The following is a 22,061-nucleotide window of genomic DNA, read 5'->3' as shown; positions in this document are numbered from 1 at the left end:
ATCTCAGCCCCACACCCTAGCGATGCGCGCATACGAGTGGGGACTTCCGGGTAGCGACGATGGTTGCACGAGTGGCTGTGCACCCTGGTGCGCTTACCCCGTCTCAGCGGGGATAGGGCGGAAATCCACCGGCCAGCTCCCGCACTTCTTCACGGGCCCTCGCGCTCTCGGTCACACCCCTGAGCACCCCCGCGAGCAGCTTGGCGATCCGCGCCATCTCCGCCTCGCCCATGCCCTGCGTGGTGACGGCGGCCGTGCCCAGCCTGAGTCCCCGGGCGTCGCCGTGCGGCAGCGCGCAGCAGTCCAGGACCAGGCCGGCGGCGGCGAGACGGCCCCGGGCCGTGCGGCCGTCGACGCCGAGCGGCGCCGGGTCGGCGGTGATCAGGTGGGTGTCCGTGCCGCCCGTGGTGACGACCAGGTCCTCGGCGGCCAGCCGGGCCGCGAGAACCCTCGCATTGGCGACCACCTGATGGGCGTACACGGAGAACGCCGGTGTTGCCGCCTCCCCGAACGCGACCGCCTTGGCGGCGATGGTGTGCATCTGCGCACCACCCTGTGTGAAAGGGAACACGGCCCGGTCCACCCGCTCGGCCAGCTCCGCGCGGCACAGGATCATGCCGCCGCGCGGGCCCCGCAGCACCTTGTGGGTCGTCGCGCAGACGATGTCCGCGTACGGCACCGGGTTCGGCGCCGCTCCCCCGGCGACCAGGCCGATGGGATGCGCGGCGTCCGCGACGAGATACGCGCCCACCTCGTCGGCGACCTCCCGGAAGAAGGCGTAGTCGATGTGCCGGGGGTAGGCGATCGAGCCGCACACGATCGCCTTGGGCCGGCGCGTGCGGGCCAGGGTGCGCACCTGGTCGTGGTCGATCAGCCCGGACTCGGCCTCCACGCCGTATCCGACGAAGTCGAACCAGCGGCCGGAGAAGTTCGCCGGCGAGCCGTGCGTGAGATGGCCGCCGTACGGCAGGCCGAGGGCGAGGACGGTGTCGCCGGGGCGCAGCAGGGCGGCGTAGGCGGCCAGGACGGCCGAAGAGCCGGAGTGGGACTGCACGTTGGCGTGCTCGGCGCCGAACAGCGCCCTGGCCCGGTCCACGGCGACGCGTTCGGCGACGTCGACGATCTCGCAGCCGCCGTGGTGGCGCGCTCCCGGGTAGCCCTCGGCGTACTTGTTGGCGAGCGGCGAGCCGAGGGCGGCCAGGACGGCCGGCGAGCTGAAGTTCTCGGCGGCGATCAGCTGGAGCGTCGTCGCCTGCCGCTCCCGCTCGCCGAGCAGGATGTCGGCGAGTTCGGGGTCCTGGCGGCGCAGGAGGTCGGCCTCGATGGCAGGGGTGACCGTCATGGTGGGCTCCGGGCGGCGTCGACGGTGACGTACGTCCAATGTAGGCCCGGGGCCCCCGGTGCGCTCGGCCGTTACGTCTTTGCGGGGACGCCCGTGAGGGCCGTGACGACCGGATCGAGTGCCTGGTGTATCTCGTCCCCGACGGACCGGAAGAACGTCAGAGGCGCCCCGTACGGGTCGTACACCTCGTCCGCCTCGGCGTTCGGGGCCAGCAGCCACCCGCGTAGAGCCGCGGCGGCGCGCACCAGCGCACGCGCGCGTGTGACCACGCCCTCCTCCAGGGACGGCAGGGTCGCCGGGTCGATGGCCTTCACCAGGCGGGTGAACTCCTTGAGCGTGAAGGTCCGCAGGCCCGCCGAGTGCCCCATGGAGATGACCTGCGCCCGGTGGTCCCGGGTGGCGGTCAGCACCAGGTCGGCGCGGATCACGTGCTCGTCGAGGAGTTCGCGGCCGGTGAAGCCGGAGGCGTCCGCGCCGAAGTCGGCCAGCACGGTCTCCGCGTTGGCCTCCATGGGGGCGCCCTCGTGGCCCCAGGTGCCCGCGCTCTCCACGATCAGCCCGCCGCCCAGGATCCCGAGCCGCTCCCGCACGAAATGGCGGGTCAGCCGCTCGGTGATGGGCGAGCGGCACACGTTGCCGGTACTGACGTGGAGGATGCGGAAGCTGTCGCGCGGCAGCCCCACGAACGTCGTCGTGATCTCCGCCGCGCTTTCCCCGTTGCCTATGCCACGCCCCGCTCCAGGGGCCGTCAATTCGCCACCTCGAGGTCGGGTACGACCTTTCGCAGCTCTTCCGCGGAGAGCGCGCCGGCGCGCAGCAGCAGCGGCACCTCACGGGTCACGTCGACGATCGACGACGGGACGTTGCCGGGGGTCGGGCCGCCGTCCAGGTAGACGGAGACGGAGTCGCCGAGCATCTCCTGCGCGGCGTCGCAGTCCTCCGGCGCCGGGTGGCCGGTCAGGTTGGCCGAGGAGACGGCCATCGGGCCCACCTCGGTCAGCAGTTCGATGGCGACCGGGTGCAGCGGCATGCGCACGGCGACCGTGCCCCGGGTGTCGCCCAGGTCCCACTGGAGGGACGGCTGGTGCTTGGCGACCAGCGTCAGCGCGCCCGGCCAGAAGGCGTCGACCAGCTCCCAGGCCAGCTCCGAGAAGTCCGTGACGAGCCCGTGCAGCGTGTTCGGGGAGCCGATGAGGACGGGGGTGGGCATGTTGCGGCCCCGGCCCTTGGCGTCCAGCAGGTCGGCGACGGCCTCCGCGGAGAACGCGTCGGCGCCGATGCCGTACACCGTGTCCGTCGGCAGCACCACGAGCTCGCCACGGCGGACGGCGGACGCTGCCTCGCGCAGACCGGTCACACGGTCGGTCGCGTCGTTGGTGTCGTATCGCCGTGCCATCTTTAGCTGGCCTCCTCGTACACGTGCTGCTGGGATGAAGTCCGCGAAGACTGCGGGGTGCCCGGTGTGCTCACGGCAGTGCCTTGCGGGCCGTGGCGAAACGCGGGCGGTTGTTCAGGTCCGGGTGGTCGGCGGCGTCGGTCCAGCCGCGGTCCTCGGCGAAGATCCACGGCACCTGGCCGCCCTGGGTGTCGGCGTGCTCCACGACCACGACGCCGCCGGGGCGCAGCAGCCGGTGCGCGGTGCGTTCCAGGCCGCGGATGAGGTCGAGGCCGTCCTCGCCGGAGAACAGGGCCAGGTCGGGGTCGTAGTCCCGCGCCTCGGGGGCGACGTACTCCCACTCGGTGAGCGGGATGTACGGCGGGTTGGAGATGACCAGGTCGACCTGGCCGTCGAGGTCCGGGAAGGCCGTCAGGGCGTCTCCCTGGCGCAGTTCGACCCTGGACCCCTCCACGTTCTTGCGGGTCCACCTGAGGGCGTCCTCGGACAGCTCCACGGCGTGCACGCGCGAGCGCGGCACCTCCTGGGCGAGGGCGAGCGCGATGGCGCCGGAGCCGGTGCACAGGTCGACGATGCACGGCTCGACGACGTCCATGGCCCGTACGGCGTCTATGGCCCAGCCGACCACGGACTCCGTCTCGGGCCGCGGCACGAACACTCCGGGGCCGACCTGGAGTTCCAGGTACCGGAAGTAGGCCCGCCCGGTGATGTGCTGGAGCGGCTCGCGGGCCTCGCGGCGGGCGATGACCTCCCAGTAGCGGGCGTCGAAGTCGGAGTCCTTGACGGAGTGCAGCTCGCCGCGCTTGACGCCGTGCACGAACGCGGCGAGCTCCTCCGCGTCGGTGCGCGGCGAGGGCACGCCGGCGTCGGCGAGCCGCTGGGTGGCCTGGGCCACCTCCGCGAGCAGCACGCTGCGGGGGCTTGGGGGTCGCCCCCCAAATGACTGCTGCACGCATGTCCTCCGGTAGTCGGTACTCCTGTGTGTGTCCTACGCGGCCGCGAGCTTCGCCGCCGAGTCCGCGTCGACGCAGGCCTGGATCACCGCGTCGAGGTCGCCGTCCAGGACCTGGTCCAGGTTGTACGCCTTGTAGCCGACACGGTGGTCCGAGATGCGGTTCTCCGGGAAGTTGTACGTGCGGATCTTCTCGGAGCGGTCGACGGTGCGGACCTGACTGCGGCGGGCGTCCGCGGCGTTCCTCTCCGCTTCCTCCTGCGCGATGGCGAGCAGCCTGGAGCGCAGGATACGCAGTGCCTGCTCCTTGTTCTGCAGCTGGCTCTTCTCGTTCTGGCAGGAGGCGACGACTCCGGTCGGGACGTGCGTGATGCGCACCGCGGAGTCGGTGGTGTTGACGGACTGCCCGCCCGGCCCGGACGAGCGGTAGACGTCGATGCGGAGGTCGTTCGGGTTGATCTCGACGTCGACCTCCTCGGCCTCGGGGGTGACGAGGACACCGGCGGCGGAGGTGTGGATACGGCCCTGGGACTCGGTGGCGGGGACACGCTGCACGCGGTGCACGCCGCCCTCGTACTTCAGACGGGCCCACACGCCCTGTCCTGGCTCCGTCGCACCCTGGCCGCCCTTGGTCTTCACGGCCACCTGGACGTCCTTGTAGCCGCCCAGCTCGGACTCGGTGGCGTCGATGATCTCGGTCTTCCAGCCGACGCGCTCGGCGTAGCGCAGGTACATGCGCAGCAGGTCGCCGGCGAACAGGGCCGACTCGTCGCCGCCCGCGCCCGCCTTGATCTCGAGGATGACGTCCTTGTCGTCGCTGGGGTCGCGCGGGACGAGGAGGAGGCGCAGCTTCTCGGTCAGCTCCTCGCGCCGCTGTTCCAGCTCCTTGACCTCGGCCACGAAGTCGGGGTCGTCGGCGGCGAACTCGCGCGCGGTCTCGATGTCGTCGCCCGTCTGCGTCCAGGAGCGGTACGTGGCGACGATCGGGGTGAGCGCGGCGTAACGCTTGTTCAGCTTGCGCGCGTTGGCCTGGTCGGAGTGGACCGACGGGTCGGAGAGCTTCTTCTCCAGGTCGGCGTGCTCGGCGACGAGTTCCTCGACGGCCTCGAACATCTTGGGCTCCTGTGTACTGGCGGGGTGAAGGGGCGGGCGACCAAAAACGCCGGTCCCGGAGCGCCCGGTGAGGGGGCGCGTCCGCGGACCGGCGAAATGGGGCTCGCTACTTCTTGGAGCCGGCGGCCTTGCCGAAGCGGGCCTCGAAGCGGGCCACGCGGCCACCGGTGTCGAGGATCTTCTGCTTGCCCGTGTAGAACGGGTGGCACTCGGAGCACACGTCGGCGCGGATCGCGCCGGACTCGATGGTGCTGCGGGTGGTGAACGACGCGCCGCAGGTGCAGCTGACCTGCGTCTCGACGTACGCGGGGTGGATGTCGCGCTTCAAGGTGTCTCCTAGGTTTCGGGAGGGCGCCGGGTCGCTGCCGCGGGGTGCGGGAGCGTGAACCGGGGCCGACGTACCAGTCTGCCAGGACTGGGGCCATCCCCCAAAACCGGGGGTAGCCGTCGTTTGTTCCCCGCGCCCTTTACCGGCTGCTCACGACATCCTTCGCCTCACCCGTCGCCGTGCCCTTCGTGGCGCTCGCCGGGATCGGCTCGTCGTTCTCCAGGGCCTTCCAGATCTGGTCGGCCTTCTTCTTCTGCAGGAGGACCCGGTTGGGGTCGGCCGGGTCGTAGGCCACCGGCATCGTGACCATGTGCATCTGGGACGGGGTGATGCTCTTGAGGCCGCCCGCGAAGGACGCGAGCTTGTTGACCGAGCCGAGGTCGGAGTCGGTCGTCACCGTCTTGGTCGCGGTCTCCGCGAGGTCGAGCAGCTTCTTGGGGTTCGTGAAGACGCCGACGTCCTTGATCTGGTGGACCAGCGCCTTGATGAAGGCCTGCTGGAGCTGGATGCGGCCCAGGTCGGAGCCGTCGCCGACGCCGTGGCGGGTGCGGACCAGGCCGAGGGCCTGCTCACCGTCGAGTCTGTGGGTGCCGGCCTTCAGCTTCAGGTGGCTGTCGGGGTCGTCGATGCTCTTGGTCGTGGTGACCTCGACACCGCCGAGGTCGTCGATGAGCTTCTGGAAGCCGGCGAAGTCGACCTCCAGGTAGTGGTCCATGCGCAGGTCGGTGATCGACTCGACGGTCTTCACGGCGCAGGCGGCCCCGCCGGTGGAGTAGGCCGAGTTGAACATCACGCCGTTCGCGGCGGGGTGCTCGTCGCCCTTGGTGTCCGTGCACGCGGGCCGGTCGATGAGGGTGTCGCGCGGGATGGAGACCACGCTGGCCTTCTTGTGCCCCTTGTAGACGTGCACGATCATCGCCGTGTCGGAGCGGGCGCTGCCGTCGTCGGTGCCGCCGCCGAGCTTCTTGTTGCCGCCGGCGCGGGTGTCGGAGCCGAGGACGAGGATGTTCTCCGAGCCGTTGTCGGCCTTCTTGGGCCGGTCCGTGCCGAGGGCCTGGTCGATGTCGACGCTCTTGAGGTTGCCGTTGAGCTTGAAGTACATGTACCCCGCCCCGACGCCGCCCAGGGCGACGATGCCCGCAGCGGTCCAGGCCGTCACCATCACGGCCTTGTGGCGCCTACGGGGCTTGCGGCGCCGGCCCTTGGCGCGGCGGCGCGACCCGGTGATGCCGGTATCGCCCGGTATACCCGGACCCGGCGTGCTCTCGGCAGACATGTGCTCCTCAGCTCGTCTACGGTCGGTTACCCCCTGCGGTCAATGCCAGGCGTGAACGGACGGGGACTTCCTCCTGGCACCATCGTCGCTCCGCCTGGTCAGACGGAGAAACTCGGGAAAGGGTTGCACAACGGACTGTGCCCACCGCGTGCGGCGGTGGGCACAGTCCGTATTCGTCACAGCGAGGTGTACCTCGCTCACCTGCGGTTTCAGCCGAAGATGTCGTACTGCTTGAAATCGGTCCCGACGGACTTCCTTGTGGCGAAGATCTCGCTGGTCGCCTTGCCGGTGCCCGGGTACAGGTAGAGCGTGCCGCCGGGGGTGCGGGCCAGGAAGTCGGCCTTGCCGTCGCCGGTGATGTCGCCGGTGGCGTCGAAGGCGTTGTAGCCGCCCCAGGTGCGCACCTTGACGCGGGCCGAGAAAGCGCCCGAGCCGGCCTTGCCGGTGCCCTTGTAGAGGTAGACGTAGCTGCCCGACGTGCTGCGGGCGATCAGGTCGGTCTTGCCGTCCCCGGTGAAGTCGCCGTGGCCGCGCACGGAGTTGTACTGGTTCCAGCCGGAGCCGACCTTCACGCGGGGCGCGAAGGTGCCGTTGCCCTTGCCCGGGTAGATCCACATCACGCCCGCGGAGTCGACCGAGAGCAGGTCGGGCAGGTAGTCGCCGGTGACGTCACCGGGGGTGATGATGCGGGTGCGGGTCTTCCAGTTGTCGGCGATCTGCTGGGTGGACCAGGTGCCGCTGGAGATCACGTAGTGGGTCCGGAAGACATCCCCGTCGCTGCTGCGCCGGTAGACCAGGTCCTGGTAGCCGTCCCGGTCGAAGTCCGTCTGCAGGACGACGTTGACGCCGTTCCAGTTGCCCCAGGACTCGCGGGCGGCGAACGACGTGCCGTTGGAGTTCTTGGAGTAGCCGGTCTTGGTGGAGGCGTTGCGCACCCACAGGTCGGCCTTGTGGTCGCCGTTGACGTTGGTGTCGTCGAGACGCGGGTAGGTGGCGCCGACGTAGGAACTGACCTTGCTGAAGACGCTGTAGGCGCCCTTCGCGACGCAGTCCGTCACACCCCAGGACACGACACCGACGATCCGGTTGTTGACGACCAGGGGGCCGCCGGAGTCGCCGTTGCAGGCGGAGACGGTGCCGGTGTCGCTGCCGGTGGCGGGCTTGCCCGCGCAGACCATGTGGCCCTTGACGAAGTCCCTGCCGTAGTAACCGGCGCAGGTGGTGTCGGACTGGACGGGCAGCGTGGCCGTCTTCAGCGTCTCGGAGATCGCGTCGCTGGTGGAGCTGGTGCGGCCCCAGCCGTAGACCTTGGCGCTGGTGCCGGCCTGGTACGACGTGGTGTCGCCGGACGTGGTCATGCGGATCGGGGTGGCCTTGACCGGGACGGGCAGGGTGAGCACCGCGATGTCGTTGTCGATGGTCGTCGCGTTGTACGACGGGTGGTTCCACTGCCGCCAGACACCGGTGACGGTGCCGCCGTGCAGGTCGCTGCCGTCGGCCGAGGGCAGCTGGGCGGTGCCGGTGACGATGGCGCCGTTGGCGTTCCAGTTGTAGCCCTTGACGCAGTGCGCGGCGGTGAGGATCTTCGTCGGCGCGACGACGGCGCCGCCGCAGAAGAAGCCGATGTCGTCGCTCGTGCCGGAGGTGCCCCGGTCGTCGTAGTAGTGGAGCTGCGCCATCCACGGGGCCGAGGTGATGGTGGTCTCGTTGCCGCCGATGACCTTCGGGTCGACGGTGGACGGGCTCGTGTTCGTGCTCGCGCTGAGCGAGGCCTTGCTCGTCTTCCCGGCGACGTCGTCACCGGCCATGGCGCCGGCGACACGCTTCTCCAGCTCGGCGAGCGACGGTGAGCTGGTGGCGGGCTTGATCGTCGGCTGCGGCAGTGCGGTGGCCGCGCCGGCGGACGTCGTCAGCAGCGCGGCGGCCACGGCGGCGGCGACACCGGCCGCGGCGACGGGAACGGCGATACGTATCCGGCGTCTGTGCCGACCGCCCCCGGGCATGGTTCTACCCACGAATGTCCCCCCTAGGGATCACAAGTTCGAAGAGAGCGTGATCCTACCCGCACGCGAACACCGCAAAGGGCCGCCCCCGGCACGGGAGCGGCCCTTTGCGCAGTGCTGACCTCAGTCGCCGTTGCCCGGCGTCGGAGTGGTCTTCTGGATCTGCATCAGGAACTCGGCGTTCGACTTCGTCTGCTTCATCTTGTCGAGAAGCAGCTCGACCGCCTGCTGCTGGTCGAGGGCGTGCAGCACCCGGCGCAGCTTCCAGACGATGCCGAGCTCGTCGGGAGCGAGCAGGATCTCTTCCTTACGGGTGCCGGACGCGTCCACGTCCACCGCCGGGAAGATGCGCTTGTCGGCGAGCTTCCGGTCGAGCTTGAGCTCGGCGTTGCCCGTGCCCTTGAACTCCTCGAAGATGACCTCGTCCATGCGGGAGCCCGTGTCCACCAGGGCGGTGGCGAGGATGGTCAGCGAGCCGCCGTCCTCGATGTTGCGGGCCGCACCGAAGAAGCGCTTCGGCGGGTACAGGGCGGTCGAGTCGACACCACCGGACAGGATGCGGCCGGAGGCCGGGGCGGCGAGGTTGTACGCACGGCCCAGACGCGTGATCGAGTCGAGCAGGACGACCACGTCGTGGCCCAGCTCCACCAGGCGCTTGGCGCGCTCGATGGCGAGCTCGGCGACCGTGGTGTGGTCCTCGGCCGGGCGGTCGAAGGTCGAGGAGATGACCTCGCCCTTGACCGACCGCTGCATGTCGGTGACCTCTTCCGGACGCTCGTCGACCAGGACGACCATCAGGTGGCACTCGGGGTTGTTGTGCGTGATCGCGTTGGCGATCGCCTGCATGATCATGGTCTTGCCGGTCTTCGGCGGGGCCACGATCAGACCGCGCTGGCCCTTACCGATCGGCGACACGAGGTCGATGATGCGGGTGGTCAGCACGCCCGGGTCGGTCTCCAGACGGAGCCGGTCCTGCGGGTACAGCGGCGTGAGCTTGTTGAACTCCGGGCGGCCACGGCCGTGTTCGGGCGCCATGCCGTTGACGGAGTCCAGGCGCACCAGCGCGTTGAACTTCTCGCGCCGCTCCCCTTCCTTCGGCTGGCGGACGGCACCGGTGATGTGGTCGCCCTTGCGCAGGCCGTTCTTGCGGACCTGGGCGAGGGAGACGTACACGTCGTTCGGGCCGGGCAGGTAGCCGGAGGTGCGGATGAAGGCGTAGTTGTCGAGGATGTCCAGGATGCCCGCGACGGGGATCAGGACGTCGTCCTCGGCGATCTGCGGCTCGGGGGCGATCTCGTCGCGGCCACGGCGGCCACGGCGGTCGCGGTAACGCCCGCGACGGCCACGCCGGCCGCCCTCGAAGTCGTCGTCGTCCTGCTGACGGTCACGGTCCTGACGGCCGCCGCCCTGCTGCTGGTTCTGCTGGCCGCGCTGGCCGCCCTGCTGGTCGTCGCCCTTGTTGCCACGGCGGTCGCGGTCGCGACCGCCGTCGCGGTCCCGGTCCCGGCCGCGGTCACGGCGGTCGCGACGACGGCCCTCGCCGCCCTCACCCGCGTCGGACTTGGCGTCGTTCTGGGACTGCTGCTGCGCCTGCGACTCGCCCTTGGGCTCGTTCTTCGCCTCGGCGGCGATCGTCTCGGCGGCGGCCGGGGAACCGGCGTCGGCGGTGGCCCGGCGACGGCGGCGCTCGGAGGGGGCGTCGTCTCCCCCACGCTCGGCTGCGCTCGCGCGGGAGGGGTCCCCAGCCGGCTGGCCGGGGATCTCGATCTGCTGCTGGGCCACGGCCTTCTCGGCCTTCTCGGCGGGGGCCTCGGGGGCCTGCTTCGCGTCCGCCTTCTTCTCCGCCTTCTCGGCGTTGTCCCCCGTACGGCTCCGGGAGGTGGCGCGGCGCTTCGGCTTGGTCTCGGCGGGGGCCTCGGCCTTCGCGGCCGGGGCGGCGCCGCCGGACGCCTGCGCCTCCTTGATGACCTCGATCAGCTGGCTCTTGCGCATACGCGCGGTGCCCCTGATGCCGAGGCCGGATGCGACCTGTTGCAGCTCGGCCAGCACCATGCCCTCGAGGCCGGTACCGCGGCGCCGCCGGGAGCCGGCACCGGTGGCAGGCGCGGAGGCGTCCGTGGCGGGCGCGGCAGCGGTCTCCTCGACACGTGCGCCCATCAGATCGGTGGTGTCGCTCACGAAGGGTCCTTCCCTGGAGCGGACGTCGGCCTGTCTGGCTCGGCGACCGGTTGTGCTGTCCGGCTTCGGTCCGTGTGGTGTGAACCGTGCCGGGGCGGTGGTCCGCCTCAGCGGCGGAGGAATCTGGTGATGGCGCTTCCATATGCCGTGGCACCCAGTGTCAGTGTCACGCGGCGTGGTCGCACCGGTTCCGGAGCGTGCCCTGCGCCCCGCTCAGTGTCCGTGTACGACGTACGGTCCGACGTACGGAACACAGTGCGGCTTGGGGGGCTCCCGGAAGAATGTCTGTCCCGGACGGGGACACGAGGCACCTCGCCATGGTGGGGTCGGGTGCAGACTTGAGATTAACACTACCGGATCCAACAAACATTCCCCCTCTCGAAATCCGGCAACCGTGCGCTTCTAAATGTCGCTGGAGGTCGCGAGCGGCAGCACGCTCGCGCCCCGCGGATCGAGACTCAGCCGGTTCGCGGCCCAGTCGGCGCCCGCCAAGGCCTGGACCTTGTCGGCGGTGCCCGCGTCGGCCAGCGCCATGACCGTGGGGCCGGCGCCGGAGATGACCGCGGGGACGCCCTCGCCCCGCAACCGCTCCACCAGCGCCGCGCTCTCGGGCATGGCCGGGGCGCGGTACTCCTGGTGCAGGCGGTCCTCGGTGGCCGGCAGCAGCAGCTCGGGGCGCCGCGTCATGGCCTCGACGAGCAGGGCGGCCCGGCCCGCGTTGGCGGCGGCGTCGACGTGCGGCACGGAGCGCGGGAGCAGGCCGCGGGCGGTTTCGGTGAGTACCGGCTTTCCGGGCACGAAAACCACCGGAACGATGGAATCGGCGGGCTCCATCCTGATCGCCCGGGCCGCGCCGCCCTCCATCCAGGACAGTGTGAAGCCGCCCAGCAGACACGCGGCGACGTTGTCGGGGTGCCCCTCGATCTCGGTGGCGAGCTCCAGCAGCGCGGCGTCGTCGAGCTTGGCCTCGGCGCCTATGGTCACGGCACGGGCGGCCACGATGCCGGCGCAGATGGCGGCCGAGGAGGAGCCCAGGCCCCGGCCGTGCGGAATGCGGTTGGCGCAGACGATCTCCAGGCCGCGCGGCTGCCCGCCCAGCAGATCGAAGGCGGTGCGCAGGGAACGTACGAGAAGGTGCTGCTCGTCGCGCGGGAGCGTCTCGCTGCCCTCACCCGCGATGTCGATGTGCAGCCCGGAGTCGGCCACCCGGACGACCACGTCGTCGTACAACCCCAGCGCGAGGCCGAGGGCGTCGAAGCCCGGGCCGAGGTTGGCGCTGGTGGCGGGGACGCGCACCCGGACGGCGGCGGCGCGGAACGCTGGACCGGCCATCGCTCGATGACTCTCCTTGAGCTGCGTGATGGTCGAATGACGTGGGATGGACATTCGATGGCGTACGAGAACCCTGGGGGCCGCGGAGACGGCGCGGCTCCGCGGCATATGCGGCGGGCGGGTTCAGTACAGCCTATCGAAGGAAGGTTCTGTGGCGACACAGGGCGCACAGGAGGCGCACGATGCGTGTCGTAAGCCCCCTGTGCACCCCCCGTAGGAAAACTTCCCGGGCAGGTGCCGTCTTACGCCGGAACGTGTCGGGCGTTACACCGGCGCCCGGCGCGTCGGCGCACGTCAGACCAGCCCGAGGCGCTCCGCCGCGGCCGCCGAGTCGACGGGGACGGTGACCGGCTGCGGGGCACCGGCGACGGCCCAGTCGGGGTCCTTCAGCCCGTTGCCCGTGACGGTGCACACGATCCGCTGCCCCGGGTCGACCTTGCCCTGCTCGGCGGCCTTCAGCAGGCCGGCGACGGACGCGGCGGACGCGGGCTCGACGAAGACGCCCTCCTGCGAGGCCAACAGCCGGTAGGCGCGCAGGATCTCACGGTCCGTCACCTCGTCGATGAAGCCGCCCGACTCGTCCCGCGCGGCGAGCGCGTACTGCCACGAGGCCGGGTTGCCGATGCGGATGGCGGTGGCGATGGTCGACGGGTCCTTGACGATCTCGCCGTGCACGATCGGGGCGCTGCCGGAGGCCTGGAAGCCCCACATCCGGGGGGTCCGGGTGGCCACCCCGTCGGCGGCGTACTCCTTGTAGCCCTTCCAATAGGCCGTGATGTTCCCCGCGTTGCCCACCGGCAGGACGTGGATGTCGGGTGCGTCGCCCAGCATGTCCACGATCTCGAACGAGGCCGTCTTCTGGCCCTCGATACGCACCGGGTTGACCGAATTGACCAGCGCCACGGGGTAGTTGTCGCTCAGGCCGCGCGCGAGCGTGAGGCAGTCGTCGAAGTTGCCGTCGACCTGGAGGATCTTCGCGCCGTGCACGAGGGCCTGGCCCATCTTGCCGAGCGCGATCTTGCCCTGCGGCACGAGCACGGCACAGACCATCCCGGCCCGCACGGCGTACGCGGCGGCGGAGGCCGACGTGTTGCCGGTGGAGGCGCAGATGACGGCCTTCGCGCCCTTCTCCTTGGCCCTGGTGATGGCCATGGTCATACCGCGGTCCTTGAAGGAACCGGTCGGATTCGCGCCCTCCACCTTGAGGTGGACCTCGCAGCCCGTGCGCTCGGAGAGCACCTGCGCGGGCACGAGCGGCGTGCCGCCCTCACGGAGCGTCACGACCGGCGTGGTGTCGGATACCGGCAGCCGGTCCCGGTACTCCTCGATGATTCCGCGCCACTGGTGGGTCATAGCTGGTTACTCTCCTTCAACCCGCATGATGCTGGCGACACCACGCACGGTGTCGAGCTTGCGCAACGCGTCGACGGTCCCGGTGAGGGCGGCGTCGGACGCGCGGTGCGTGACGACGACGAGGGACGCCTCGCCGTCCTTCCCCTGCTGGCGAACCGTATCGATCGAGACACCGTGCTCGGCGAAAACAGTCGCGACCTGGGCGAGAACGCCCGGTTTGTCGGCCACGTCGAGGCTGATGTGGTAGCGCGTGACCACGTCGCCCATCGGCGACACCGGCAGAGCCGCGTAGGCGGACTCGCCCGGTCCGGTCGCTCCGTTGAGCCGGTTGCGGCAGACGGCGACGAGGTCGCCGAGCACGGCCGAGGCCGTCGGGGAACCGCCCGCTCCGGGGCCGTAGAACATGAGCTGCCCGGCGGCGTCGGACTCGACGAACACGGCGTTGTAGGCGCCGCGCACGGAGGCCAGCGGGTGGCTCAGCGGGATCATCGCGGGATGCACGCGCGCGGTGGCGGACGCCCCGTCCTCGGCCCGCTCACAGATGGCGAGCAGCTTGATGGTGCAGCCCATCTCCTTGGCGGAGGCGAAGTCGGCCGCGGTGACCTCGGTCATGCCCTCGCGGTAGACGTCGTCGAGGCGCACGCGCGTGTGGAAGGCGATACCGGCGAGGATGGCGGCCTTGGCGGCGGCGTCGAAGCCCTCGACGTCGGCGGTCGGGTCGGCTTCGGCGTATCCCAGGGCGGTGGCCTCGTCGAGGGCCTCCTGGTAGCCGGCCCCGGTCGAGTCCATCTTGTCGAGGATGAAGTTGGTCGTGCCGTTGACGATGCCCATCACCCGGTTGATCTTGTCGCCGGCGAGGGACTCGCGCAGCGGCCGGATCAGCGGGATGGCACCGGCGACGGCGGCCTCGTAGTAGAGGTCCTTGCCGTGCTCCTCGGCGACGGCGTGCAGGGCCGCCCCGTCCTGGGCGAGCAGCGCCTTGTTGGCGGAGACGACGGAGGCGCCGTGCTCGAAGGCGGTGGTGATGAGGGTCCGCGCGGGCTCGATCCCGCCGATCACCTCGACGACGACGTCGATGTCACCGCGTTTGACGAGGGCGGTGGCGTCGGTGGTGACGAGGGCCTGGTCGATGCCTTCCCTGACCCTGTCGGGCCGCCGCACGGCCACGCCCGCCAGCTCCACGGGCGCCCCGATCCGGGCCGTGAGGTCGTCGGCGTGCGTCGTCATGATGCGCGCCACCTCGGAGCCGACCACTCCACAGCCCAGCAGCGCCACCTTCAGCGGGCGCGTACGCATCATCCGACCTCGTTTCCTCATGACCTCTACGGTGGAACCAGTCTCACTCACCGGACGGGAGTTTCTGCCCCCGGTCCGGATCGTGAGACGTCTATTTCATTTACACGGGGGTGGAAGACAGGAGATCTTCCACCCCGCTGCCGGTCCGGCTCAGCCGACGTCGAGACGCAGCAGGTCCTCCTCCGTCTCACGGCGGACGATCACCCGGGCCTCGCCGTCGTGCACGCTGACGACGGGCGGCCGCAGCACGTGGTTGTAGTTGCTGGCCATGGACCGGCAGTAGGCGCCCGTGGCCGGCACGGCGATGAGGTCGCCCGGTGCCAGGTCGGCGGGCAGGAACGCGTCCTTGACCACGATGTCCCCGCTCTCGCAGTGCTTGCCGACGACCCGGGCGAGCATCGGCTCGGCGTCGGAGGTGCGGGAGACCAGCGCGACGCTGTACTCGGCGTCGTACAGCGCCGTGCGGATGTTGTCCGACATGCCGCCGTCGACGGAGACGTACGTCCGCAGCCCGTCGAGGGGCTTGACGGTGCCGACCTCGTAGAGCGTGAAGGCGGTCGGGCCGACGATGGCGCGCCCCGGCTCGACGGAGATGCGCGGCGTGCGCAGCTTGGCGGCCTCGCACTCACGGCTGACGATCTCGCTGAGCGCCTTGGCGATCTCGTACGGCTCGCGCGGATCGTCGTCACTCGTGTACGCGATCCCGAGCCCGCCGCCGAGGTCGATCTCGGGCAGCTCCACGCCGTGCTCGTCGCGGACGTCCTTGAGCAGCATGACGACCCGGTGCGCGGCGACCTCGAACCCGGACATGTCGAAGATCTGCGAACCGATGTGGCTGTGGAGGCCGACGAGCTCGAGCCCGTCGAGCTGGAGGGCACGGCGTACGGCCTCGGCGGCCTTCCCGCCGGCCAGCGGGATCCCGAACTTCTGGTCCTCGTGGGCCGTGGCGATGAACTCGTGGGTGTGGGCCTCGACGCCGACGGTGATCCGGAGCAGGACCTTCTGCCGCTTCCCGAGGCTCTGCGCGATGTGGGCGACCCGGACGATCTCCTGGAAGGAGTCGAGCACGATGTGCCCCACACCGGCCTCGACGGCCCTGGTGATCTCGTCGACGGACTTGTTGTTGCCGTGGAAGGCGATGCGGTCGGCGGGCATGCCGGCGGACAGGGCGGTGGCCAGCTCGCCGCCGGAGCAGACGTCGACGTTCAGCCCTTCCTCGTGCAGCCAGCGCACGACGGCACGGGAGAGGAACGCCTTGCCGGCGTAGTAGACGTCGGCGCCGGTCCCGAAAGCGGTGCGCCACGCACGCGCGCGGGCCCGGAAGTCGGCCTCGTCGAGGATGTAGGCCGGGGTGCCGAACTCCTCGGCGAGCCGCGTGACGGAGATCCCTCCGACAGTGGCGACCCCGTGCTCGTCACGCGTCACGGTCTGCGCCCAGACCTTCGGGTCCAGAGCGTTGAGGTCGGCGGGCGGGGCCGAGTAGTGCCCCTCGGGGAGGACGTCGGCGTGACGGGGCCCGGCAGGGTGTGCGGAACGGCTCATGATCGGTATGCGTCTCTCAGAGATGGTCGGGTGCGTCGATGCCGAGCAGGGACAGGCCACCGGCCAGCACCGCCCCGGCGGCTTCGGCGAGAGCGAGCCGGGCACGGTGGGCGGCCGAGGGTTTCTCGTCACCGAGGGGCAGCACGGCGGGGAGCAGCGGCAGCGTGGCATCGGCGACGGCGACGAGATGCCGGGCCAGGCGGTCGGGGCCCCGGTGGGCGGCGGCGGTGAGGATGCGGGGGTGGTCGCCGAGTACGGCGAGCAGTGCCTCGGCGCCGCCCACGGAGCCGGGCTCGGGGTGGAAGCCCAGGTCGGCGGCGTTGCGCAGGAGCGCCCGGGTGCGGGCGTGGGCGTACCGGACGCGGAAGAGAGAGTTGGTCTCCCGCTGGACCAGATGATCGCCGGGGATCCGGGGCCGGTCGTGGGCGGCCGGATGGAGCAGGGCCCAGCGGGCGGCGTCGCGGCCGAGGGGCAGGGGGTCGGCGGGGGCGGGGACGGGATGGACGGTGACGTCGAGGTCGGGGAGGGACCCTGAGGTATGGGATCGGGGGTGGGTGCCGACCACGCCGAGGACGGTCTCCCACTCCGGTACGGGCGGGCCGTCGCACGTGACGCGGACGACGTCGCCCTGGCTGCGCAGCACACGGGCCAGCGCATCCGTGACGACGACGGCACGGACCTCCGCCGGGCACCGGAGCCGCACGACGGTCCCACTGAACCCCTCGGCGTGGCCGTACCGCCGGCCACGCCGCAGGATCTCCTCGACGAGGGGAGCGGAGGCGTTCCGTCCCAGGCTGAAGTTGAGAAAACCGGGCCCGGTGACGACGACATCGGCGAGGGCGGTCTCCCCGGCGAGCTGCGACCTCAGGATCTCGGCGACGCGCCGCGGCGGCTGCCCTGCCGCGCCGGCCAGCTGAAGGGCGATGTTGGTCGCGTAGTCGCCACAGCCCCCCGGCCCCGGCGGAGTGACCACGGCCCGCTCCGGCACGGTCACCCTGAGCTCACCCTCGTCGACAGCGCGACGCACGGCGTGCAGCACGGTGCGGGAGAGCTCGACGGGGGTCACGGGGACAAGCGTATGGGAGGAGGGGGGTGGGTGTGCGAGCTGGTTTCGAGGACAGTCCGGGATGTGGACGCGGGGCGGCAGAGCCGTGCACAACCGGCGGCAGAGCCGTACGCAGCCATGGACCGGCAATCCAACACGGCTGACGGATCAACCGCCGGCACTCCCGGCCCGCTCGGCCTCCCCCGCGCCGAGGACGGACCCGAAAGCGGGCGCACCACCCCCACCGGCACCACCACCGCTCCCCGGCCTCTCCCCGCTCCGCTCCCGCTCGATCAACTGCCGCACCATCCCGACGAGTTCAACGGGATCGAACGGCTTGGCGAGGAAGGCGTCGACGCCCGCTTCGAGACCGGCCTCGACCTCGTACTGGGTACAGGCACTGATGATGGCGAGGGGCACCTCTCGAGTACGCGGATCGGCTCGCAGGCGAGCGGCGGTCCGGATCCCGTCCAGCCGGGGCATGACGACATCGAGGGTCACGACATCGGGCCGCACCTGATGAACGACATCAAGACACTCGGCACCATCGGCCGCGGTCACGACCTCCAGCCCCTCCAGCTCGAGGTTGACCCTGATCAACTGCCGGATGACCTTGTTGTCGTCCACAACAAGCACCCGACCCGACGCGCCTGGCACAACTCGAGAGTAGGTCGACCCCGGCCACCGCGTCCGGGTTTTCCCCACTTCCACCCCGACCGGGCGACCCGCAACCCCGCCCCCGACAGCGGAAACCCGTTCATGACCATCCCGGGGGAGCTGGTAGTGTTCTACCCGTCGCCGCGAGCAACGCGAACGACACGCCCCCGTAGCTCAGGGGATAGAGCAACGGCCTCCGGAGCCGTGTGCGCAGGTTCGAATCCTGCCGGGGGCACCTTGCATGAGGTGCCCAGAGACCCCGTCATCAGCGGAAACGCTGAGCGGGGTCTTCGCGTATGTGCGGGCGCGGGCCGCATGAAGCGGCTGTATGTCGGGGTCCGTGGACTATTCGTGGACAGGCGGCGGGCGACGAAACCCCAGGTCGGCGGGCAATTCTGCCGTCATGGTCCGCGCTTCCACGAGCGACCGCTGCACGTCACCCACCAGGTCCCGGAGGCGCCCGGGCTGCACGCCCTCATGTTCCATCCACTCGTCGAGGCGAGGACGCAGGTGCCTCGCCATACCCAGCCCGTGGCGACGCAGCACCGAGCGATTGATCGAGATCTCTGCCTGCACCTCTCTTCGGAGATCATCGGTCCAGCCCTGCGCCCGGTCGTCCTCTCCCAGAGGAGCCTTGAGAGTGGCCACGGCTTCATCGAGGACCGCAAGCAAGCCCATGACATCTCCCAAAGATCACAAGGGGCGGCTTCTCTTGAGGACCACCACAGGAACAAGGCTCGGCCAGGACGCCGGAAGCCCCGCCCCCACGTTGACCGCGCGCCGCGAGCAGAAGGGCACTGCCACGATCCCTGTCAGTCCTTCAACGGCGAAAGCCCCCGGACGAGTCCAGGGGCTCGAAGCCTGGCGCCGCGCGGGATCACTCGTACTCGCGCACCAACACCAACTCCTCGATCTTGCGGTTGGCGATCTCCTGCCGTCCATCGATGCACTCGGTGTAGCGGCTCAGCAGGACCTCCATGCTGTTGCCCGCACGTTCGGCGACCTCCGTCAGGTCCACCCCGGAGTTGAGCCAGGTCGCTCGGGGGTCGACTTCCCCAGCCACCTCCGGCTTCTTCCAACGGATGCTTGTGATCGGGTTTTTCCTTGAACTCTCCGATCTCTACCGCGTAGTGCATCGGGTTGACGAGCGTGCGCCGCTTGCGGCGTACGGTCTCCGCGGCTGCCGCCGTCCCGTCCAGCTTCAGCTTGAGTGAGTCCAGGACAACCCTGCCGGGAATCTCGTGCTCGCTCAACGCAGCCTCGTACCGCGCCGGCAAAGCATCCAGGTTCGTCAGAAGAAGGCCGGCGGAGTCCCGAGCTTCATCCAGGTCGCCTCGCTCGCATGCGTCCATCACCTCGGCGACGTCGCTGCGGAGGATGTGAAGGGAGTCGCCCTGCACCAGGACTCCGGGGAACCGTCTGCCGGGCACGCGAACCACGGCGTCGTTGCCACCGTCTGTGAACAGCTCGGCCTCAATGCGCTCCATCGGGCCATCCAAGCTGACATCACCGGCTGACATCAACGACGGTGGACGCAGGCGGGCTTGAGCGATCCCACTCTCCACACGGGTAGGACTGCGCGGGCCGTACGAGAGCCGCTCGATCGAAGTCCTAGAGCGGTGCTCAGTCGGTCGTGGACTATCCGTGGACTCGTCCCGCCCTGATCTCCCACGTGCAGTGCAGGACCGTGACCTGCTGCGTTACCCGGGCCCCCAAGGAGCCTCCGAAGCCGTGTGCGCAGGTTCGAATCCTGCCGGGGGCACTTCCCATGAAGGCCCTGACCAGCGGAAACGCTCGCCAGGGCCTTTTGTGCATTGTCTGGCTGACAGTCGGCCGCCGTCTCCCGTCCCAAGGGTGTCCGCGCTCCTCCGCCGCACGTTTCAGCACTCGGGCGGCAGTGGCACCGAACGCGTGACACCTGGCCGACGGCCTCTCAGGACTCGGAGAGGAGGATGAGAGGTAGGATTGGTAGCATGAGTGAGCCTACTGGCAAGTACTCGATCACCATGCCGCGCGACGTCGCCGAAGCCGCCAAGGCTCGCAGCGGCCCATCCGGCTTGTCCGCTTACGTGGCCGCAGCTGTCGCCCGCCAGATCGAACGGGACAACCTCAACGAACTCATCCATGTCGCCGAAGCCGAACACGGCCGCGTCACGGACGAGGAGATCCAGTCACTCCGCGACCAGCTTCACCAGGCTCGCCGTGAGCAGGCACAGGGCGGAACGAACGCCGCGTGACCCGTTCCCCCGCTGTCCCTGGTGGCACCCTCGTCCTCGACAGCGAGGGGCTGGCCAGGGCTGTCCAGCGCGACCGCACAGTGACCGGCTGGCTCGCCCTGGCTCGCGCCGACGACCTGCGCGTGATCACTTCGGCGGCCACACTTGTGGAAGTGGTGCACCCTCGAATCAACCGCCCAGCCCTGGAGTGGACACTCTCCCGCCTCGTCGTGGAACCGGTCACCGAGTCGATCGCCCGGCACGCCGCCACACTCCTCGCCGACGCAGGTCTCCACGGCCATAAACACTCCATCGACGCCATGCTCAGCGCCACGGCGCTGGCCGCCTCAAGCCCCGTCACCGTCCTCACTTCCGACCCCGAGGACCTCACAACCCTGTGCGGCGGACGCGTTACCGTCATCAAGGTCTGACTGCGGACACCAGGACCCGTCATTGAGCCTTTTCGGCATGACCACCGATCAGGTGGACGGCTCCGGCGCCCTTGGCATCAAGCACCTGCCGAGGAGGCAGTCAGTTGAAAGCGTCGGTCATGCAGTCCGCCCGGCAGTCGGTGGCCTGATAGCGCTGGCGAAGGGCGGCAGCTGCCTCTTCGCGCTCCACGCAGAGGTGCCCGTAGTGCTGGCAGGCCACCTTGGTCGCGTCCCCGACCGTGGCAATGGCCGGTTCGCCGCGTGCGGCCCGGCGGCGCGCTTCGGCGATCGCGATGCCCGCAGAACGCAGCAGGTTCCTGAAACGGTCCCGGATCACGGCCGACTGGGCCCGTTTCACCGAGAGGGGGTGCGGGACACGCCCCTTCCAGACGTAGTCGGCGGCGACAAGTCTTGAGCCGTGCGACGCCGCGCTCGACCGGTGCCCGTGCCGCGGACAGCGCTCGGTTGACGGTTCGCCGGGTTGGTGGGATCGCGGCCTGGCGGGCGCAAGCCTGCGCGGGCCGCTCAAGGCCTGCGACGCCCCCGGCTCTTCGCGAAGTGGCGGCGTGCCGCCGTCGCGAGCAACGCCGCGCCCGCGCAGCCGACCAGGAGGGTTCCCCATTCAGGGACGTGGGCTGCCCGGAGGAGGCCTGCGACGCCGAAGCTCGTGTTCCAGCCGGCCTCTGTGATGGCCGAGCCGAAGCCCTGGATGGCGAGGATGACGCCGGACAGCCAGAGCAGGCCCTGGCCTGAGGGGGTGCGCGAGGTGTTGAGCTGCTGCTTGGGCATGACGGGGCCCCTTCGGGAGTTTTTCCGATGCGGTCGCATCACATCGTGCAGGGTCGGCGGATATGATGCAAGTGCATCGGAAACGAGAGGTCGGGGAGGAGCGGCGCGTGCCCAAGCAGGTGGATTACGAGGAGCGGCGGCTGCTGATCGCAGAGGCGGTGTGCGCTCTGATCGCGCGTTCCGGGATGGAGGCCGTCAGCCTCCGGGACGTCGCCGCCGAGGCGGACGTGTCGATGGGGGCGGTGCAGCGGTGCTTCCGCAGCAAGGAGGACATGCTGCTGTTCGCGCTGGAGCACATCTCACAGCGCGTCAGCGAACGCGCCAACCAGCGCATCGCCGCGACCTCCACCCCGCAGGCCGCGTCCACCCTGCTGTCGCACACGCTGGCCGAACTCGCCCTGCTGCACGAGGAGTCGAGGGCCCAGGCGCATGTGTGGCTGTCCTTCGTCAGCCATGCTCCCGCCAGTGAGAGGCTCGCCGCGGTCCTGCATGAGACGTACGGCAAGCTCCATGACCTCGTCGTGTGGCTCATCCGCTACGGCCAGGACACCCGGGAGATTCCGCAGTGCCTCGACGCCGTCCAGGAGGCACATACGCTCCTCGCCGTGGCCGACGGCCTCACCGTCCACGTCGTCGCGGGGCATCAGTCCCCGGAGGCGGCGTCGGCCGTCCTTCAGCGCCATGTCGACTCGCTGTTGCGGTGAGCGGGGGTCCGGAGCTTTTCAGCACTTTCGCCCCATATGCACCAGTGTTCTACGGTGGATACGGGTGGATAAGAACGACGCTGCTCATACCCCGCACTCATCGAGGGG

The 22,061-nt window shown here is 70.2% G+C and carries 22 protein-coding genes, 1 tRNA gene and 2 pseudogenes; 4 read left to right on the top strand and 21 right to left on the bottom strand.

The genetic code is table 11. The annotated features are described in order from the left end of the window. Nucleotides 1–103: 103 nt before the first annotated feature. From glyA to HDA41_RS27210, 15 genes are all read right to left on the bottom strand, one after another. Nucleotides 104–1,342, bottom strand: a complete 1,239-nt coding sequence (glyA, locus tag HDA41_RS27280; protein WP_184988113.1) for a serine hydroxymethyltransferase — start codon at nucleotides 1,340–1,342, stop codon at nucleotides 104–106. A 71-nt stretch (nucleotides 1,343–1,413) separates the two neighbouring features. Continuing rightward, entirely contained in the window at nucleotides 1,414–2,094 is a 681-nt protein-coding gene (locus HDA41_RS27275; protein WP_184988111.1) for an arsenate reductase/protein-tyrosine-phosphatase family protein, read from the bottom strand. After that, nucleotides 2,091–2,738 carry an L-threonylcarbamoyladenylate synthase gene (locus tag HDA41_RS27270; protein WP_184988108.1) on the bottom strand — a complete coding sequence of 216 codons (648 nt, stop codon included), beginning with the start codon at nucleotides 2,736–2,738 and terminating at the stop codon, nucleotides 2,091–2,093. Before HDA41_RS27270 ends, HDA41_RS27275 begins: the two co-directional genes overlap by 4 nt. 70 nt (nucleotides 2,739–2,808) lie before the next feature. After that, complete coding sequence (gene prmC, locus HDA41_RS27265) at nucleotides 2,809–3,648, bottom strand: peptide chain release factor N(5)-glutamine methyltransferase (protein WP_184988105.1); 840 nt, start codon at nucleotides 3,646–3,648, stop codon at nucleotides 2,809–2,811. Between the two features lie 78 nt (nucleotides 3,649–3,726). Next, a complete protein-coding gene (gene prfA / locus HDA41_RS27260) occupies nucleotides 3,727–4,803 on the bottom strand; it encodes a peptide chain release factor 1 (protein WP_184988102.1) in 1,077 nt (358 codons plus the stop codon). 106 nt (nucleotides 4,804–4,909) lie between these two features. Next, entirely contained in the window at nucleotides 4,910–5,131 is a 222-nt protein-coding gene (gene rpmE, locus HDA41_RS27255; RefSeq protein WP_010040182.1) for a 50S ribosomal protein L31, read from the bottom strand. Nucleotides 5,132–5,270: 139 nt separating this feature from the next. After that, entirely contained in the window at nucleotides 5,271–6,407 is a 1,137-nt protein-coding gene (locus HDA41_RS27250) for an LCP family protein (RefSeq protein ID WP_184988099.1), read from the bottom strand. Nucleotides 6,408–6,616: 209 nt separating this feature from the next. Then, complete coding sequence (locus tag HDA41_RS27245) at nucleotides 6,617–8,410, bottom strand: trypsin-like serine protease (RefSeq protein WP_184988096.1); 1,794 nt, start codon at nucleotides 8,408–8,410, stop codon at nucleotides 6,617–6,619. Between the two features lie 123 nt (nucleotides 8,411–8,533). Further along, complete coding sequence (gene rho / locus HDA41_RS27240; protein ID WP_184988093.1) at nucleotides 8,534–10,588, bottom strand: transcription termination factor Rho; 2,055 nt, start codon at nucleotides 10,586–10,588, stop codon at nucleotides 8,534–8,536. A 402-nt stretch (nucleotides 10,589–10,990) separates the two neighbouring features. Beyond that, nucleotides 10,991–11,920: a homoserine kinase gene (gene thrB, locus HDA41_RS27235; protein WP_184988091.1), complete on the bottom strand. Its 930-nt coding sequence runs from the start codon at nucleotides 11,918–11,920 to the stop codon at nucleotides 10,991–10,993. A 294-nt stretch (nucleotides 11,921–12,214) separates the two neighbouring features. Then, nucleotides 12,215–13,273: a threonine synthase gene (thrC, locus tag HDA41_RS27230; protein ID WP_184988087.1), complete on the bottom strand. Its 1,059-nt coding sequence runs from the start codon at nucleotides 13,271–13,273 to the stop codon at nucleotides 12,215–12,217. Between the two features lie 6 nt (nucleotides 13,274–13,279). Next, nucleotides 13,280–14,572, bottom strand: a complete 1,293-nt coding sequence (locus HDA41_RS27225) for a homoserine dehydrogenase (protein WP_184988084.1) — start codon at nucleotides 14,570–14,572, stop codon at nucleotides 13,280–13,282. Nucleotides 14,573–14,719: 147 nt separating this feature from the next. Continuing rightward, nucleotides 14,720–16,111, bottom strand: a complete 1,392-nt coding sequence (gene lysA, locus HDA41_RS27220) for a diaminopimelate decarboxylase (RefSeq protein ID WP_184988083.1) — start codon at nucleotides 16,109–16,111, stop codon at nucleotides 14,720–14,722. A 16-nt stretch (nucleotides 16,112–16,127) separates the two neighbouring features. Continuing rightward, nucleotides 16,128–17,177: an ArgS-related anticodon-binding protein NrtL gene (nrtL, locus tag HDA41_RS27215; RefSeq protein WP_184988081.1), complete on the bottom strand. Its 1,050-nt coding sequence runs from the start codon at nucleotides 17,175–17,177 to the stop codon at nucleotides 16,128–16,130. 147 nt (nucleotides 17,178–17,324) lie between these two features. Continuing rightward, nucleotides 17,325–17,792, bottom strand: coding sequence for a response regulator (locus HDA41_RS27210; RefSeq protein ID WP_376706821.1), 468 nt, complete (start codon nucleotides 17,790–17,792; stop codon nucleotides 17,325–17,327). A gap of 184 nt (nucleotides 17,793–17,976) precedes the next feature. Between HDA41_RS27210 and HDA41_RS27205 the strand changes: the two genes are divergently transcribed. After that, nucleotides 17,977–18,048 (top strand) — tRNA-Arg (locus HDA41_RS27205). A 110-nt stretch (nucleotides 18,049–18,158) separates the two neighbouring features. Here HDA41_RS27205 and HDA41_RS27200 read toward each other — a convergent pair. The 3 genes and pseudogenes from HDA41_RS27200 to HDA41_RS42775 form a co-directional block, all read right to left on the bottom strand. Then, on the bottom strand, nucleotides 18,159–18,491 hold the full coding sequence (locus tag HDA41_RS27200; RefSeq protein ID WP_230299434.1) for a hypothetical protein: 333 nt from the start codon (nucleotides 18,489–18,491) through the stop codon (nucleotides 18,159–18,161). A 199-nt stretch (nucleotides 18,492–18,690) separates the two neighbouring features. Next, nucleotides 18,691–18,876: a hypothetical protein gene (locus HDA41_RS41590; RefSeq protein ID WP_184994193.1), complete on the bottom strand. Its 186-nt coding sequence runs from the start codon at nucleotides 18,874–18,876 to the stop codon at nucleotides 18,691–18,693. Nucleotides 18,877–19,105: 229 nt separating this feature from the next. Further along, nucleotides 19,106–19,300: pseudogene (locus HDA41_RS42775) on the bottom strand (DUF6959 family protein); the annotation flags it as partial. A 486-nt stretch (nucleotides 19,301–19,786) separates the two neighbouring features. On the opposite strand from HDA41_RS42775, the gene HDA41_RS27185 reads away from it, so the two are divergent. Together HDA41_RS27185 and HDA41_RS27180 are read left to right on the top strand one after the other, a co-directional pair. After that, a complete protein-coding gene (locus HDA41_RS27185; RefSeq protein ID WP_184988074.1) occupies nucleotides 19,787–20,050 on the top strand; it encodes a CopG family transcriptional regulator in 264 nt (87 codons plus the stop codon). Then, the gene (locus tag HDA41_RS27180; protein WP_184988071.1) at nucleotides 20,047–20,460 is read left to right on the top strand and encodes a type II toxin-antitoxin system VapC family toxin; all 414 of its coding nucleotides are present in this window, start codon (nucleotides 20,047–20,049) and stop codon (nucleotides 20,458–20,460) included. The genes HDA41_RS27185 and HDA41_RS27180 overlap by 4 nt, the downstream gene beginning before the upstream one ends. A 100-nt stretch (nucleotides 20,461–20,560) precedes the next feature. On the opposite strand, the gene HDA41_RS27175 is transcribed toward HDA41_RS27180, so the two are convergent. From HDA41_RS27175 to HDA41_RS27170, 3 genes and pseudogenes are all read right to left on the bottom strand, one after another. Then, nucleotides 20,561–20,818 (bottom strand): hypothetical protein, encoded by a 258-nt coding sequence (locus HDA41_RS27175; RefSeq protein WP_230299433.1) that lies wholly within the window; start codon nucleotides 20,816–20,818, stop codon nucleotides 20,561–20,563. 28 nt (nucleotides 20,819–20,846) lie between these two features. Then, nucleotides 20,847–20,967, bottom strand: a pseudogene (locus HDA41_RS41585) (IS5/IS1182 family transposase); the annotation flags it as partial. Between the two features lie 18 nt (nucleotides 20,968–20,985). After that, on the bottom strand, nucleotides 20,986–21,249 hold the full coding sequence (locus HDA41_RS27170) for a hypothetical protein (RefSeq protein WP_184988069.1): 264 nt from the start codon (nucleotides 21,247–21,249) through the stop codon (nucleotides 20,986–20,988). Between the two features lie 107 nt (nucleotides 21,250–21,356). Here HDA41_RS27170 and HDA41_RS27165 point away from each other — a divergent pair, with 107 nt between their 5' ends. After that, nucleotides 21,357–21,953 carry a TetR/AcrR family transcriptional regulator gene (locus tag HDA41_RS27165; protein WP_184988067.1) on the top strand — a complete coding sequence of 199 codons (597 nt, stop codon included), beginning with the start codon at nucleotides 21,357–21,359 and terminating at the stop codon, nucleotides 21,951–21,953. Nucleotides 21,954–22,061: the final 108 nt, after the last annotated feature.

It is taken from the genome of Streptomyces caelestis, assembly GCF_014205255.1.
GTDB lineage: Bacteria > Actinomycetota > Actinomycetes > Streptomycetales > Streptomycetaceae > Streptomyces > Streptomyces caelestis.
This window is presented reverse-complemented; position numbering and strand designations above follow the sequence as displayed.